The organism is Streptomyces sp. NPDC017991 (assembly GCF_044328075.1).
Lineage (GTDB): Bacteria > Actinomycetota > Actinomycetes > Streptomycetales > Streptomycetaceae > Streptomyces.
Map to the genome: position 1 here is coordinate 134,759 of NZ_JBIRGP010000010.1, position 14,820 is coordinate 149,578.

12 protein-coding genes and 1 pseudogene are annotated in these 14,820 nt (G+C 67.7%); 10 read left to right on the forward strand and 3 right to left on the reverse strand.

Features of this window, described 5'->3' with window-relative positions; genetic code table 11:
• Positions 1-41 precede the first annotated feature (41 nt).
• The 5 genes and pseudogenes from ACH4DZ_RS28100 to ACH4DZ_RS28120 form a co-directional block, all read left to right on the forward strand.
• On the forward strand, positions 42-1,889 hold the full coding sequence (locus ACH4DZ_RS28100) for a TerD family protein (RefSeq protein ID WP_398290142.1): 1,848 nt from the start codon (positions 42-44) through the stop codon (positions 1,887-1,889).
• A gap of 222 nt (positions 1,890-2,111) precedes the next feature.
• Complete coding sequence (locus tag ACH4DZ_RS28105) at positions 2,112-2,771, forward strand: hypothetical protein (RefSeq protein ID WP_398290144.1); 660 nt, start codon at positions 2,112-2,114, stop codon at positions 2,769-2,771.
• 899 nt (positions 2,772-3,670) lie between these two features.
• On the forward strand, positions 3,671-4,666 hold the full coding sequence (locus tag ACH4DZ_RS28110; protein ID WP_398290145.1) for a helix-turn-helix domain-containing protein: 996 nt from the start codon (positions 3,671-3,673) through the stop codon (positions 4,664-4,666).
• Entirely contained in the window at positions 4,629-5,129 is a 501-nt protein-coding gene (locus tag ACH4DZ_RS28115) for an SgcJ/EcaC family oxidoreductase (RefSeq protein WP_398290146.1), read from the forward strand. Before ACH4DZ_RS28110 ends, ACH4DZ_RS28115 begins: the two co-directional genes overlap by 38 nt.
• A gap of 63 nt (positions 5,130-5,192) precedes the next feature.
• Positions 5,193-5,407 (forward strand): annotated as a pseudogene (locus ACH4DZ_RS28120) (ATP-binding protein); the annotation flags it as partial.
• 230 nt (positions 5,408-5,637) lie between these two features.
• On the opposite strand, the gene ACH4DZ_RS28125 reads toward ACH4DZ_RS28120, so the two are convergent.
• Positions 5,638-6,114 (reverse strand): MarR family winged helix-turn-helix transcriptional regulator, encoded by a 477-nt coding sequence (locus tag ACH4DZ_RS28125; RefSeq protein WP_398290147.1) that lies wholly within the window; start codon positions 6,112-6,114, stop codon positions 5,638-5,640.
• A gap of 63 nt (positions 6,115-6,177) precedes the next feature.
• Here ACH4DZ_RS28125 and ACH4DZ_RS28130 point away from each other — a divergent pair, with 63 nt between their 5' ends.
• The 3 genes from ACH4DZ_RS28130 to ACH4DZ_RS28140 all read left to right on the forward strand — a co-directional run bounded on the left by ACH4DZ_RS28130 (position 6,178) and on the right by ACH4DZ_RS28140 (position 9,178).
• Positions 6,178-7,101 (forward strand): alpha/beta hydrolase, encoded by a 924-nt coding sequence (locus ACH4DZ_RS28130; RefSeq protein ID WP_398290148.1) that lies wholly within the window; start codon positions 6,178-6,180, stop codon positions 7,099-7,101.
• 692 nt (positions 7,102-7,793) lie between these two features.
• Entirely contained in the window at positions 7,794-8,636 is an 843-nt protein-coding gene (locus ACH4DZ_RS28135) for an NmrA family NAD(P)-binding protein (protein WP_398290149.1), read from the forward strand.
• A gap of 83 nt (positions 8,637-8,719) precedes the next feature.
• Entirely contained in the window at positions 8,720-9,178 is a 459-nt protein-coding gene (locus ACH4DZ_RS28140) for an ester cyclase (protein WP_398290150.1), read from the forward strand.
• Here the strand turns inward: ACH4DZ_RS28140 and ACH4DZ_RS28145 are convergent.
• Complete coding sequence (locus ACH4DZ_RS28145; protein WP_398290151.1) at positions 9,175-9,816, reverse strand: TetR/AcrR family transcriptional regulator; 642 nt, start codon at positions 9,814-9,816, stop codon at positions 9,175-9,177. The genes ACH4DZ_RS28140 and ACH4DZ_RS28145 overlap by 4 nt on opposite strands.
• Before the next feature lie 178 nt (positions 9,817-9,994).
• On the opposite strand from ACH4DZ_RS28145, the gene ACH4DZ_RS28150 reads away from it, so the two are divergent.
• A complete protein-coding gene (locus ACH4DZ_RS28150) occupies positions 9,995-10,426 on the forward strand; it encodes a DUF6640 family protein (protein ID WP_398290152.1) in 432 nt (143 codons plus the stop codon).
• A 262-nt stretch (positions 10,427-10,688) separates the two neighbouring features.
• On the forward strand, positions 10,689-11,051 hold the full coding sequence (locus tag ACH4DZ_RS28155; RefSeq protein ID WP_398290153.1) for a hypothetical protein: 363 nt from the start codon (positions 10,689-10,691) through the stop codon (positions 11,049-11,051).
• A gap of 1,022 nt (positions 11,052-12,073) precedes the next feature.
• Here ACH4DZ_RS28155 and ACH4DZ_RS28160 read toward each other — a convergent pair.
• Positions 12,074-14,698 (reverse strand): MMPL family transporter, encoded by a 2,625-nt coding sequence (locus tag ACH4DZ_RS28160; protein WP_398290154.1) that lies wholly within the window; start codon positions 14,696-14,698, stop codon positions 12,074-12,076.
• Positions 14,699-14,820: the final 122 nt, after the last annotated feature.

Below are 14,820 nucleotides of genomic sequence, written 5' to 3' on the forward strand. Positions count from 1 at the left end.
AGGGGCGTGCCGCCCGCCGCGCCGGGGGAGGGGAGCCTCACATGGTCCTGCTGTCGTCGAGTCCGAAGCGGCCTACTCTGCCGGATTACTTCCATGACTGGGCGCTGGTTGACGTGGAGACCTCCGGGCTGAGACCTGGCCGGGATCGCGTCCTGTCGCTCGCGATCCTGACGCTGGACGCACACGGCAATCAGACGGGGGAGTTCTCCACTCTCCTCAATCCGGGCTGCGACCCCGGCCCGGTGCACATTCACGGACTCACCCCCGACCGTCTCGCTGGCGCGCCCACGTTCGAGGAAGTTGCGCCGCAGGTGGGAGCGCTGCTCAGCAGCCGTGTCCTGGTTGCCCACAACGCCCAGTTCGACTACGACTTCCTGGCCCACGAGTTCGCCCACGTCCGTTCCTGGGTCCCGGTCAGTAGGCGGCTGTGCACGCTGGCCCTCAACCGCCTGGTCGGCCCCGCGGTCCCCGATCTCAAACTGGGCACCCTCGCCGCCCACTACGGCGTGCGCCAGGAGAAGGCCCACGACGCGCAGGACGACGTACGCGTCCTCTCCGGCATCCTGCGTGGCACGCTGGGCGCAGCCGAGCAGCTCGGTCTGGCCCTTCCGCTCCTGGAGTGCCCGCCCCGCCAGGACTACAAGCCCTACGTTCCCAAGACGCCGTGCGCGTACCGAAATCCGGGCCGACTGACGCCGGACGGGCCCCTCGTGCAGGGCATGAAGGTCGCCATCACCGGGGAAACCAAGGTCTCCCGCGAGGAACTGGTCGCCTGTTCGGTGGCAGCCGGACTGAACATGATGACCTCGGTCAGCGCTCGGACCAGCGTCGTCGTCACGAACGACCCGCGCTCCGCATCCACCAAGCTGCGCCGCGCCGCCGACGCGGGCGTGCCGCTCGTCGACGAGCCGACGTATCTGCGTCTGCTGGAGAGCATGCGACCCGGTCAGGCCAAGGACACCGCCAGGCAGCGTCGCGCGACGCAGACGCCCGCAAACGCGCACACGCACACGGCGAACATCGCTCCCTCTGCGTCGGCGGCGGGCATCCCGCCCCAGCGCCCTGCCACACCGGCCACGTCCACCGTCACGGCGGACCGGTCGCTCGCCGGACGCAGGGTCCTGGTCCTGGGCGGCACCCACGACGAGGCCGCCGAGGCACGCGCGCGTGCTGTCGCCCTCGGCGCCTCCGCGGCGGTCAACCTCTCGGCCCGCGTGTCCGACGTCGTCGTGCTGCCCAGCGGCGAAACGGACCGACGGATGAGCCGAATCACCGCCCTCGGCCTGAACGTGCACCACGCCGACTGGCTCCTCGCCCCCACGCCCGCACCGGCACCCAACGCGGCCGGGAACCAGCCGGACACGGCAGACGTACTGGTCCGAGGTGCCGTCATCGACCTGTCCGACACCGGCATGGCTTGGACCGTGGCGGCCACATGGCGCCAGCAGACTGTCTGCGACGTGGACATCGTCGCCTTCGCCATCGACGAGCGGGAACAGGTCCCAGGAGACGAGGACTTTGTCTTCTACAGCGCCCCCGAGCACCCCGACGGCACCGTACGGCTTGCCATGGACGGCCCGACGGAACAGGCCGTCACCGCCGACCTGGAGCGCTTGCCCCTAGAAATCCACAGAGTCGTCATCGCCGCCGCCATCGACGGAGCCGCGACCTTCTCCGACGTCGGAGCCGTCGAGATCACCGCCACCTGCGGAATCGGCGCGGCCCCGACTGCCCGAGCCACCCTCGACGCCGCCACCACCGAACGCACCATGGTCCTTGCCGAGTTGTACCGCCGGGGAGAGAGCTGGCGGCTGCGCGCCGTCGGCCAAGGCTACGACCATGGCCTGGCCGACCTCGCTCGCAGCTACGGCGTCGACATCGCCGAATGACCGACAAGGTCCCCAACGGCTGCCCCCTGATCTGACGCTCGTTTGACTCTCCAGGCACGCGACGCGCCATTCAAGCAGTACTGCAAATCTCCACGGGTAAGGTGCCTTTCGAGCGGTGGCCGCGATCAAGTAGTGAGGTCATGGTTCTGTCGGCGAGTGACTCGGGCGTCGTGCCGAAAGGTCATGCACTGGCGAACCGAGCAGCGTCGGGATACTGGGCCGGTGAGCAACACGAGGGCAGAATACGAAGCGGACAGTGAACAGTTGCCGCGCAAGGTCTACCTCGGCCTGCGGGAGGGCAACCTCGACCCGCAGGACGTCGTCGCTCTTGCCTGTGAACTGCTCGACTGGTTCCACTGCACCGACGCTGTCCTGGAAGTCGTCGAGCGCAACCCGGGCGAGGTGTCGCAGGCGGAGATGACCGCCCTGGCCCGGCGCATTCTGGACGACGTGGGCTTTGATCCCGGCTTCGACCTTGTTCCCGAGCGTTTGGAGACGTTGCGCGCCGCGCTGCGGGTCGTGGCCCGCGACCTGCCCACACGCGGGATCGAGGGCGAACCGGAGATCGAGATTTTGGAGGACTGGTTCCCGGCGGGAGCCGGCGTCCGCCTTGCCGACGGCGGACGGCTCAACTGGGGCGGCCCCATCCTGCCGGACATGTGCGACGACCCGGTCATGGCACTGACCAGCCTGGCGATCCTGATCCAGGAGAGCCTCCTCGAACGGACCTGGCGGGTCTGGCCGGTGTGTCCCCGGCATGACCTCGGCGCCCACGGCTCGGAGCGGGAACGCGAAGCTGTGTGGTGGTGCGCGGGTGACGGCGGACACACACTGGCGCCGGTCGGCGAACTCGCGCACGCCGGCCGCCGTAGCCCCGAATAGGGCCAGCGGCGGGTGTGGTCCGTCCAGAGGATCCGCTCTCAACTCCACGGAGCTGAGGTGATGTCAGCCTCAACACATACCTCACGCCACCCGAACCTGCAGGTCCAAAGACCCCTCGCTGCGCTGACTCGGCAAGCTGTCGAAAATTTCGTGGTGACAAGTCATGCCGCACACCCACATGCACGCAGTACCAGCAGGTTCTTCGTCTACTGGTGGTACGGGCGGTATAGCCTTCTGACCAGCAAGAATGTCGGTCCGACGGGTTCAATGTGGGGAGTTGGCCCGCGTATGGTCCGGATCTTGGTGGTAGTGGGGCGTGTTGTACCGCGATGGTTTGGTTGGTGGCAGGGGACAGGCGGCGAGCGAGATGACACGTGATACCTCGGCGCGCCTGGCCGTCTTGGACGGGCCGCAGGGGTGTTGGGGGCCGCTGACCCGGCGAATCCTGGGGATGTTTACCGGGCGGGTGGCTGCGATGCGGTGGTCCTGGAAGAAGGCGATCGTCGCGGTGGCCTGCTAAATGCTCTGGCGTCGGTGATTGGTTGTCAGGTGGAGGCGGGTGCCGGGATCTCTGAAGCGCTTTGTGGCCTCCCGCGGTCGGGGCGCGGTCTGGAAGGTCGGCGGCGGTCGCCCCTTGCTGATCGTGGACCGGACACTCTGGGCGACGGCGCGATCCGGCCCCACATGGCACACGTAGGCAAAGCCGTCTCAGGGCCTCCAGCCAGTCCAACCCGAGTATTTATGTCCAGTTCGGGACCGTTGGGCGGGAGGGCATCTATGGGGTTGGTGATTCGCCCGTGACACGATGCTTGGGGGACGTGTGTCCAGCGCCAGACAGGGCGCACGCACGGCCGCCGTGACCGGAGCGCGGCAGCGGTGACGATGGGACAATGGCAGTGATGGACGGTGACAGGCCGCGGCTGAGCGGCGTCGCGCAAGCCGAGGTCCGGGTGAAAAGCGCCGACGGCTTTCTGGAGATGCTTGAGGGCAGCGGCCTGCCGCCGCTGCGCGGCGACCGGCACACGGGTGAGGACTTCCGCGCCGACGTGGTGAGCCGCGACCTGGGTCCTTTGCGCCTGACCGAGTTGGTGACCCCGGAGGGCGAGTGCTTCCGCGATGCCCGCTCCGCACGCGCCCGCGACAGCGAGCTGTGGCAGGTCGAGGTGGTGACACGAGGACAGGTACGTATCGAGCAGGGCGGCAACACCACCGTGCTGGGACCCATGGACCTGGTCCTCATCGACCCGGTACGGCCGGTGCGGTTCGCCAGTTCCGCGACCACCCACGTGACCATGCTGATGCCGCGACACCTGCTGCGGCTCGGCGCGGACGACGTGGCGCGGCTGGTCGGCGTGAGAATTCGTGGTGACCGGGGCCCCGGAGCTCTGGTGTCCTCGCTTGTACGGGACATGATGCGGACCCTGGACGGGTTCCGCGCCCACGAAGCGGACCGGTCGGCGGCTGCGGTGATCGAACTGATCGCCGTGACGCTGGCGTCTCGCCTGGGTGACGTCCGCCCGGTCGAGGACGACGTACTCCGCACGAGAGTCATCGGCTTCATCGAGGCGAGACTGTCCGACCGGGATCTCACCCCGGCCAAGGTGGCCGCGGCACATCATGTGTCGGTGCGCCGACTGCACAAGCTCTTCCAGGACCAGCCCCTCACCGTGGCTGCCCTGATCCGCCGACGGCGCCTGGAGCGGTGCTACGCGGATCTGACCCGGAGGAACACCACGGTCGCCGCGGTGGCCGCCTCGTGGGGTTTCATGGACCCGGCGCACTTCAGTCGGCTGTTCAAGGCCACCTACGGACACAGCCCGGGGGCACGCGTGTCCAACGACGGTGCACTGATCGTCAATGACCAGCTCGTCGGACCCGGCAAGGATGGTGACTGAAAGACGAAAAGCGGAAAGGTCCCTGCAAATGAATCCGTCGCTCGGCACTCTGCGTGCTGTCCCTGCCCGAATGATCGAGGGGTGGAACCGTGGTGACGCGACCGCGTTCGCCGCGGATTTCGCGCAGGACGCCGAACTCATTGATTTCGACGGCACTGTCCACAAGGGACGTGACACGGTGATCGCATTTCAGCAGCCGGTCTTCGACACGGTACTGAAGGGCTCCCGGCTCGTGCGGAGCGAGGTGGACTTCACCCGGCTCGTCGCGCCGGGCTGCGCCGTGATACACCACCGTTTCGGCATGATGATGGCCGGCGAAGAGGAACCGCCGCCGACCCGTTACTTCCTGCAGTTGTTCGCGATGGTCTGGCAGAACGACCGCTGGGAGATAGCGACGCTGCAGAACGCACGCCTGGTCTCGCTGGAGTCCGCTATGGCCCTGGACGCACAGGCGACCACGTAACGGAGACCGGTGCCCGCCTTGCTGCCCGGGTACCCCGCCCCGCCTGTCTGTACCACGCTGCACGGTCTCCAGGTCCGCTACGTCCCGGCCACCGAGCTCGTCAACGAGCCGGCCGACGCCGCTGATGAGAAGCAGCTGTCCATGGCCACCGCGCGCTACGGACGCGTCAATCTTATATGCATTGATGAACTCGGCTGTGTAGAACTCGACCGCCGCGGGGCGGAGTTGCTGTTCCAGAAGCTGTCGAACGTGAGGAGAAGGACAGCGGCGTGATCGCCTGCAGTTTCGCCATTCTCGTGATCGGCTACTGGGTTGCGGGGGACGGTGTGTGGGCCTGGCTGGTCGGCAGAAGTCGGAGGGGTGGGCCGACCCGGAAGCCGGGCTCTGAACGCATGTGCGCGCGTCCCGGCCTACGGCACCCTTCTCGCCAGTCCGGGGCAGATCCTGATGGTGTGCCGAGGCCGGCCATGCCTGGCCGTTGCCGTTTCGACCGGGTTGCGGAAACGCGTCAGCCTGTGGGCGTGCCGATCTGGTCGCGCTCCAGGACGGAACGCAGCGCCGAGAGGGCCTGCGCGGCGGCCGTCATGGGAGACGCCTTGAGCGCATCTGCGGTCAGCTCGGCCAACCGCTCGGTAAAGGTCCCTTCTGCCGCGTCGACCAGCTGCAGGCCGTCGTCGGTCAGGGTCAGCAGTGAGGATCGGCGATCGGACGGATTCGGCTGCCGGACGGCCCATCCCTGCTTCTCCAGACGGTCGATGGTCTTGCTGGTCGCCCCGATGCCGATGGCGAATTCGACGGCGAGGTCCGCCACGCGGGACCCGGGGTGCTCGCGCAGGTAGCGCAGGGCCTCGAACTGCGAGGTGACGATCCCGTGCCGCTCACGGAGACGGTCGTTGAGGGCGTTGTACAGACGCGTCTCGCATCGGACCAGGTCAGCGAAGAAGCCCGGAAGGTCGACCGTCTCACCGCTTGCTTTAGATGCCACGGCATATAGTCTACTCTATATGCCGTGGCATCTAGTGCGGTGGAAGGTACTTAGGAGAAGAAGATGAGCAAGGAACAGCGCGCGCAGATTGACGCAATGCTGCGGCAGCCGCGCCCCGAGGGTCCTCGGTCGGTCGAGGCGATCCGAGCCGGATTCGAGGCTCTGATGGCCCGGATGATCGTGCCCGACAGCATCCGCACCACGCAGACAACGCTCGGCAACCGACCCGCACTGCTTGTCGAGCCGGACAACGGGCCGAATGCCGGGACGATCCTGTACTTCCACGGCGGCGGCTGGGTATACGGCTCCCCCGAGAGCGTCCTGTCGCTGACGGGACACCTCGTTGCCAAGACCGGCTTCGGGGCATACTCGGTGGACTACAGGCTTGCCCCCGAGCACCCGTTCCCGGCCGCGATCGAAGACACACTGAGCGCCTACCGCGCCCTCCTAGACAGGGGTCAGGACCCTTCGACCATCGTGTTCGCCGGTGACTCGGCCGGCGGCGGCCTCACCGTCACGACCTGCCTGGCCGCCCGCGACGCGGGCCTCCCGCTGCCCGCCGCCATCGTGATGTTCTCCCCAGGCCTCGACGCCACCCGCACGGGCGAGAGCATGGACACCAAGGAAGGCATCGACCCGATCCTCACCCGCAAGTCCGTGGAACACACCGGAGCCATGTACCTCGGCGGGCAGGACCCGCGCCAGCCCATGCTCAGCCCAGCCGTCCTCGCCGACCTGGCCGGCTTCCCCCCGGTGCTCATCCAGGTGGGTACCAACGAGATCATGCTGGACGACTCCACGCGCCTGGCCGCGCGTGCAAGGGCAGCCGGAGTGGATGTCATCCTGGACATCACCGCCGACGTGCCGCACGTGTTCCAGTCGTTCGCCGGCGTTCTCGACGAGGCCGACCAGGCACTGGACCGCGCAGCCCTGTTCCTCACGCAGCACGCCCACATCCCCGACACAGCGGCCGCGTCAGCCGGGTAGATCTCGGAGCCGTCTGGCCATACAGCAGGCTGGCGGCTCCGAGCTTCGCAGTGAGAAGACGGCAACACGAGTCGACCGTCCGCAGAAGCGGCCTCGGTTCCCGTGACGCCGACGCATTCCCGCGACGTCGGCGCCACGGGTTAGGCGGGACCGGCCGTGGAGGGGCGCTCGTCGCGGCCGGTACTACCCACCTCCAGCCTCCTCCCGAAAAAAAGCCGCTCGACCGGTTTCAGTCGCACGCAATTCCTCTACGCCAGGAGGCCGCGCGACCGCCGGATCTCCCCCAACCGCACCCTGCGTTGGCACTTCGTCATGCCGACGCACGATCTGCTTGGCCTGCGTCGGCCTCGACGCGTCCGCGGTCACCTCCAGGATGTCCCGGTGCGCATTCGGCAGGACGTCCCTCGTGAGATCTTCCCGCCAGCGCGGCACCATGATCGCCCCCACCACCCGCGCCTTGGGCTGCGCCCGCGTCTTTGATGCCCCTCCCGCTCTGTCCTCAGATCGTCCAGCCCCACCGGCCCCGGAGGCCGACCCATCTTTGTCAACAGGGCAGCCCCGCTTGGACCTCGTCGACGTTGATGCCGCGCACCGTCGAACGCCACTGCCGTCAACGTGCGGGAATAAGCCGCACCACCATCATTGCTAGAGTGGACAACAACTTTAGAGTCAACCCTAAGAAGGTGCTTCCGATGTTCCTCATCACCACCGCAGGCAAGGTGGGCGCAGAGACTGCGCGCCTGCTCGCTCAGCGATCAGAGCCCGTTCGGGTCCTGGTCCGCGACCAGGGAAGGGCGTCCGCGTTGGCGCAGGCAGGAGTAGAAGTGGTCCAAGGAGATCTGGAGGACCCGGCGACCATCGACGCGGCGATGCGCGGCGTAGTAGCCGTGGTGCTCGTCAGCCCGGCGATTCCCCGCCAGGAACTCAACGTCGTGAGCAGCGCCGTTCGCGCAGGCGTCGAGCACGTCGTGAAGATCACCAGCGACTCCTCGGTCGACTCGGCCATCGCTCGGCGACGCGGCCAGGCCGAGATCGAGAGCGGGCTGATCGCCTCCGGGCTCAGCTACACGCTCCTGAAGAACAACGCGTACATGCAGAACTTCCTCATGCAGGCACCGGTGATCGCTGCGACGAACAGCTTCGGCTCGTCAACGGGCAACGGCCGGATCGGCATGATCGACACACGTGACGTGGCCGCCCTCGCGGCAGAGATCGCTGCCTCACCCGCCCCGCACAAGGGCAAGACCTACTGGCCCACCGGCCCCGAGGCGCTCTCCTACCCGGACGTGGCCGCAGTGCTCTCCAAAGTCCTCGCCCGGCCGATCACCTTCCACCCTCTGACCTTCGACCAGCAGAGGCAGGCAATGATCGACGCCGGCCTCCCCGAACATGTCGCCGAGGACAACGCACAAGCACTCAGCCTGTTCGCCCGGGGCGAGGCCGACTACACCACCAGCGATGTGCAGTCGATCCTTGCCCGTCCGGCCCGCACCTTCGAGCAGTTCGCCGCCGACCACGCCGACGCGTTCTCGTAGGACCGGGACCGACTACGTCCAACGAGACCCGGAACGCGCAGGCGGCAACGGACCCATGTCCTGATCAAGAAAAGGGAGCCATCATGAGCAACTCAACCCACCACACCGACCGGACCGCCCGCCTGCTCGCCCTGATGAAACTGGGTGACGACGCCTTCAACGCCCGCGACTTCACGGCGATGGACACGGTCCACCACCCCGACCTGATCGCTCAGATCCCAGGCAGCGCGGAGCCTATCCGGGGACGGGCAGCGCACGCCGCGGCGATGGAACAGTTCTTTCGCATCTTCCCCGACGTCCACGTGGACAACGACCCCTACCCGATCCAGTTCGGAAGTGGAAACTGGATCACCGTTGTCACCCGCACCACAGGCACCTTCAGCGGGGTGATGACCCTGCCCGACGGCACCGTGATCCCGCCGACGGGAAAGGGGTTCGACGTCGAGTTCACGCAGACCGTCAAGTGGGACGGCGACCGCATCATCGCGATCTCCGCCTTCTGGGACTCCGCCCTGCAGGCCCGGCAGATCGGTCTTGCCTAATGCTCAGCGCCGCCGGGCAGGCGGCTGGGGCTGAGCCAGCGTTCGAGCTCGTCCAGAACGTTCTCGACCATCGGATACAACGCGTCGGCGATCTCCACCTGGCCCAGACCTTCACGGGTACGCCCGGCAACATGAGTGATGATGATCTGGAAGACGCCGGCCAGCGCGATCCCTTGCAGCCTGGCGATCTCGGGTTCTACCGCAGTGCTGTCGCCGATAGCGTCAGCAAGCGCAACGGCTTGACGATCGGTCAGCTCCAGCGCCAGCCGGTAGACGGTCGGACTGATACCCGCCAGGTAGCCAAGTTCCCCGCGCCAGAGGTCCGGCGAAATCGTGCGAATCCCGGCGACAGACTCAAGGACGAAGTCACGTACGGCGGCCACCGGGGTGGTGTGGGGCGGCCGAGAGCGAATCAGGTCGCACAGCCGCTCCTGAATCTGCTCGTCGCGGTCGGTGACCAGCTGTTCCTTCGTCGGAAAGTAGTTGTAGACAGTCTGCTCGGCGACCTCGGCCTCACGCGCCACGTCACTGACAGAGACATTCTCGTAGCCGCGCTCAGCGAACAGGCTCGCGGCACTGTCGGCGATAAGCCGCCGCGTACGCGCCTTCTTCCGTTCGCGCAGTCCAGTTCTGTCCATCGCAATCAGCATAACGCCGTGTCGGCCCACCCAACGAGGGAGGGATCCCGGCACCCCAAGTGCAGACCGGCCACGCCCGAGCCCTCTGCCCGGGCGCAATGTCCGGGCCCTCAGGAGGTCCGGGAAAGACAACAGCCCGTCGGCATAAGGACCTTCGAGAGCCAGGGAGAGAAACGACATGAGTAGACGCAAGACATTCCGGACCGGGAGACTCCTCATCTCCGCAGTGGCGCTCACCACGGCCGTCGGCCCCTACGTCGCCGACTGGAACGAGACCCACATCCACAACCCCAGCTGGCCGCCCCACGCCAAATTTCACAATGCCCAGACCATGAGTCTGGGGCTGTCCCTGGCGGCCATGAGCCTTTACCACCTGTGGAAGAAGCCGCTGACACAAAGCCCTACCCCCGAAGGACTGGATATCGCGGCGACCTGTGCGGGCCTCTACTGGCTCACCCAGATCTCCGCCCTCGCCTATCCCGGCTCCGCTGCGGTCGACCCGCCCGGCACCGCCACATTCCCCCAAGGCAAATTCGCACTGCCCTCCCTGGCGCTCGTCGGACTCGGCTACGTCCTGGAGCTCAGGCGCGCCCCCAAGGCCCCTCGCTGAGGCCGACCGGAGCCACAGCCCAGCCCCGGCCCCCGGACAGCACCAGCGAGGGCATGGGCTGTGGTGCTGCGACCTGAGTGGGCATTCATGACCCTCATTTCCCGCCACCTGGCCGGGCCTTGCCACCAGGCCGAGGTGCTGCCGGTTGCTCTCGCGGTCGCCTGAAGACCAACGCGCTGCCGTTGCCGGGCCCGGTGGGCACTGCGATGTCCACCCGCGTCCTTCTACCGACCGCCTCGACATCACCGGCGCCCCTTGTGGCGTGGCCGGCACTGAAGCCCTCCTTGAGCTCCTCGCCCTGTTCGACGACGGCGACTTCGACGCCTACTGGCGATACCACCTCGCACGCAAGCACGAACGCCTCTACCCAACTCCCGACCAGCACACCTACGAACGTACGGCCCCTGAGCAGGAACGTCCTCGCAGAAGAGCTACACCCGTCGCAAAATGGCTGGCCCGCTCCCGGCAGCGGACCGGGCGCGAGCCCGGCGGCGGCTTCGCCGCACCGCGGCCAGCGCTGTTCCCGGGCGCGGGAGGCGGCCACCGTCAGCGTGCCTTCCGCGACCCACTCGGCGATCCGCTGCCGTCCGAGCATGACTGGCTTTTCCACGATCCGCCTGAGTGACAGAGAGGTCGTCACCATCGCCACGCGGACATCATGGGCTCGTTCCAGGCACTTTGTCCGAGCTGGGGGTGCCGGCCTCACGTCTTACCGCCGGCGGACCATGACGCCGTCCAGCACCAGCCACTGCCTGGCCCCGTGGGCCACCTGTCCAGCGTCGCCGTACTCTGGACTGAACGGAGCCCCCTGCGTGCTCTGTCAAAGATCATGAAGATCGGCAGCAGGCAATTGCGGTTCGGAGTCACAGCGCACCGAGTGCAGAATGTGCCCATTGTGTTTCGGCGTTGCGTATCGAGTCGCGGATCCTGCAAGGCAAGTAATCGCAGTCACCGGTCCTTGGCCAGGACGACGAGTTCGGCGAACAAGCCACCGCCGCTGACGAGGTCGTCGTACGTCCCATGCTCGATTACGCGGTCTTTGTCCATGACAAGCACCCGGTCGGTAAGGCGGGTGTTTTCAAGTTGCTGAGTGAGGGCGATCGTCATGCACCCGGCAGCGATCCACTTGATCGCCAGGAACAGGGCGTGCTCCCCGCGCGCGCGTCCATCTGAGACATCGGCTCGTCCAGGATCAGCAGGGGTGTCTGGCGGTACAGGGCTCGTCCGCGCACCAAGCGCTGCCACTGGCCGCCGCACAGTTCGGTTCCACCGAACATCTCCGTGGTATGGCTACAGAGCCACTCGGGACGCGCGAGTTGTCCGAATCGCGACGCTCGAAACCCCTGGAGCGGATGAGGTTTTGAGGGCCGTCGAGCGAGAGGGCCGTCGAGCGAGAGGCCGAGGGCATGACGTACGGCAGATGAGAGGACGTCGTCGACTCCGTCGGTATGCGACAGGGTGGAGAAAGTTGCCCCAGCAACTGGAGACGCTCGGCCGGTCTCGGTCAGGGGTGCATCACGGTGGGGTGCGAGGGCCTTCAGCTCGGTGTAGACGTCGCAATCCACAGCGAACCGGAAGGCCCCCGCCTGTTCAAGATCCCTCAGTCGAGACCTGACGCACCCATGCACAACCTCCCGGACAGAACATCTACGGTGTCCGCGTCGGGTTGTGCGCCGTGGTGCCGGTTCCGTCCGTCCGAGCTGATGCTCCTGTGCCTTCCGCTCCGGGCTCACCTTCCGTTCCGGTCGGATCGAGGGTCCGCGCCTGGGCAGGCAGACAAGCGTTGGCGGTGCGGACCTGGCGGGGGATGAGGAAGGGATCGGCGAGCCAGCCGAGTCCGCCGATGCCGGCGGTGGCGAGGTAGAGCCATCCCCAGCGCGTCCGGCCGAGGTAGAAGTGGTGGGCGCCGAAGAGGCCGAGGGAGAGCCACCAGAGGTAGGCGACGGCAGGTGACTTCCGGTGGGGGCGGGTGTTCTCCCGGTATGGCGCGGGTTCGGTAGGCCGGCTGGGCAGGATGTTCTTCTCAGCGGCCGTGCGCAGGGGGGCCGGGGCGGGCGGCACGAAGGCGGGGACCACCGGTGCGGGCGGGGCGCTGCGCGCGGTGGTACCGGCCGGGGACGGTGCGGGGACGCCTTCGATGCTGATGTGGGGCAGGATCCGGTCGAGCCAGGCGGGAAGCCACCAGTTGGCGTTGCCGAACAGGTGCATGAGGGCGGGAACGAGGACGGTGCGCAGGACAAAAGCGTCGATGGCGACGGCGGTGGCGAGGCCGACGCCGAACTCGGCGATGGTGCGCTGGCCGCCGAGGACGAAGGCGGTGAAGACGCAGATCATGATGAGGGCGGCAGCGGTGATCATGCGTCCGGTGGTGGCCTGGCCGGTGCGCACCGCGTGCTGATTGTCGCTGGTGTGCTGCCACTCCTCGTGCATGCGGCTGACGAGGAAGACCTGGTAGTCCATGGAGAGGCCGAAAAGGATCGCGAGCATGATCACGGGCAGGATGGCTTCGACGGGGCCTGCCCCGCCGGCGCCGAGGAACTCCGTGCCCATACCCCACTGGAAGACGGCGACGACCACGCCGAAGGACGCGGCGGAGGCGAGGAGGTTCATCGCAGCCGCGGTCAGAGGGATGACGACGCTGCGGAACGCAACCATCAGCAGAAGGCATCCGAGGGCGACGATGATAGCGAGGAAGAGCGGGAGTTTGCTGGTCAGGAGGTCGGCGAAATCGTTGTTGGTGGCGGTGTAGCCGCCGACGTAGACGTGCAGGGAGGTGTTCTTCTCGGCGGCGGGGATGACGTCGTGGCGCAGGTGGTCGATCAGGGTGCTGGTGGCCTGGTCCTGGGGTGCGGTGGTGGGGACGGCTTCGATGACGCCCAGCTTGGTGGTGGCGGTGGCGGTGGCGGCCTGTACGGAGGCGATGCCGGGGACGCGGCGGACGGTGGCGGTGAGGGCGTTGAGGGCCGCGGCGTCGCCGGGCCCGTGCAGGGGGGCGACCAGGACGAGGGGACCGTTGGAGCCCGGGCCGAAGCCGTCGGCCAGCAGGTCGTAGGCGGTGCGGGTGGTCGTGCCGGCGGGGTCGTTGCCGGCGTCGGCGGAGCCCAGCCGCAGGGACAGGACGGGCGCGGACAGGACGGCGATGACCACGAGCGCCACCATGCTGAACGCGGCCTTGCGGCGGCCGACGAGGCGGGCCCATCGCTCCCAGAAGCCGCTGCCGGCAGGGGCGGCTGCTCGGTGGCCGGCGGCTGCAAGGCGCCTGCGTTGGCGGCGAGTGATCAGGCGGGTGCCGAAGAGCGCGAACAGGGCCGGGAGCAGGGTCACCGCGGCGAGGACGGTGAACAGGACGGTCGTGACGGCGGCGAGCCCGATCCCGGTCAGCGGGGTGATCCGCAGGATGAGCATGCCGAGCAAGGAGACGATCACGGTCCCGCCGGCGAACAGTACGGCGCGTCCGGAGGTGTTCTGGGCCCGTACGGCGGCCTCTTGCGGGGACAGGCCGTTCTGCAGGCCGGTGCGGTAGCGGACGACGATGAACAGGGCGTAGTCGATTCCGACACCGAGGCCGATCAGGGCTGCGACGGTGGGGGCGATGGTGCCCAGCGTGATGAGGTGGGAGAGCAGACCGATGGTGAGCATGCCGGCGCCGACACCGGCTATCGCCACCACCAAGGGAACGAGCATGCCGAGAAGGGTGCCGAAGGCGAGGAACAGGATGATGCCCGCCGCCAGGATCCCTAGGTATTCGGTGGCCGGTGTCGCGGTGCTGTTGGCGTTGCTGACCGCCCCTCCGCCCAGTGCGATCTCCAGGTCGGCGTCGGCGACGGCCTGCGCGGTGTTGATGACCCGGGTGGTGTCGGCGACGGGCACCCGGTCAGCCTGGGCGTCGAAGGTCACCGTGGCGTAGGCGACGGTCTTGTCCGGGCTGATCTGGGCGGCGCCGGCAGGGGCGTACATGCTGTCGACGGAGGCGACTGACGGCAGTTGGGCGACTCGGGCGAGCATGGCGGACACCCGCTGCCGGACAGCGGGGTCCTGGACGGAGCCGTGCCGGGTGTGGATCACGATCTGGTCGGCGTCGCCGGCCTGCGTCGGCGCGCTGGACCGCAGAAGGTTCTGGGCCTTGGTCGATTCCATGCCGGGCAGGTCGAACGCGTCGTCGTAGGCGGTGCCGAGCATCAGGTACGGGACGGCGATCGCGACCAGGGTCGCGGCCCATACGGCGATGACGGTGAGCCGGTGCCGGAAGCACCAGCGTGCGAGGCCGGTCATGGCAGAGCACTCCTGGGGAGGGGGGAACGGGGTGGGAAGTTCCGGTCGAGCGGGATGGCTCGTTTGACGGAGCCGGCACGCCGGGAGGCGGCGGCGCCCACACGGGTGTCGAGGTCCCGGTG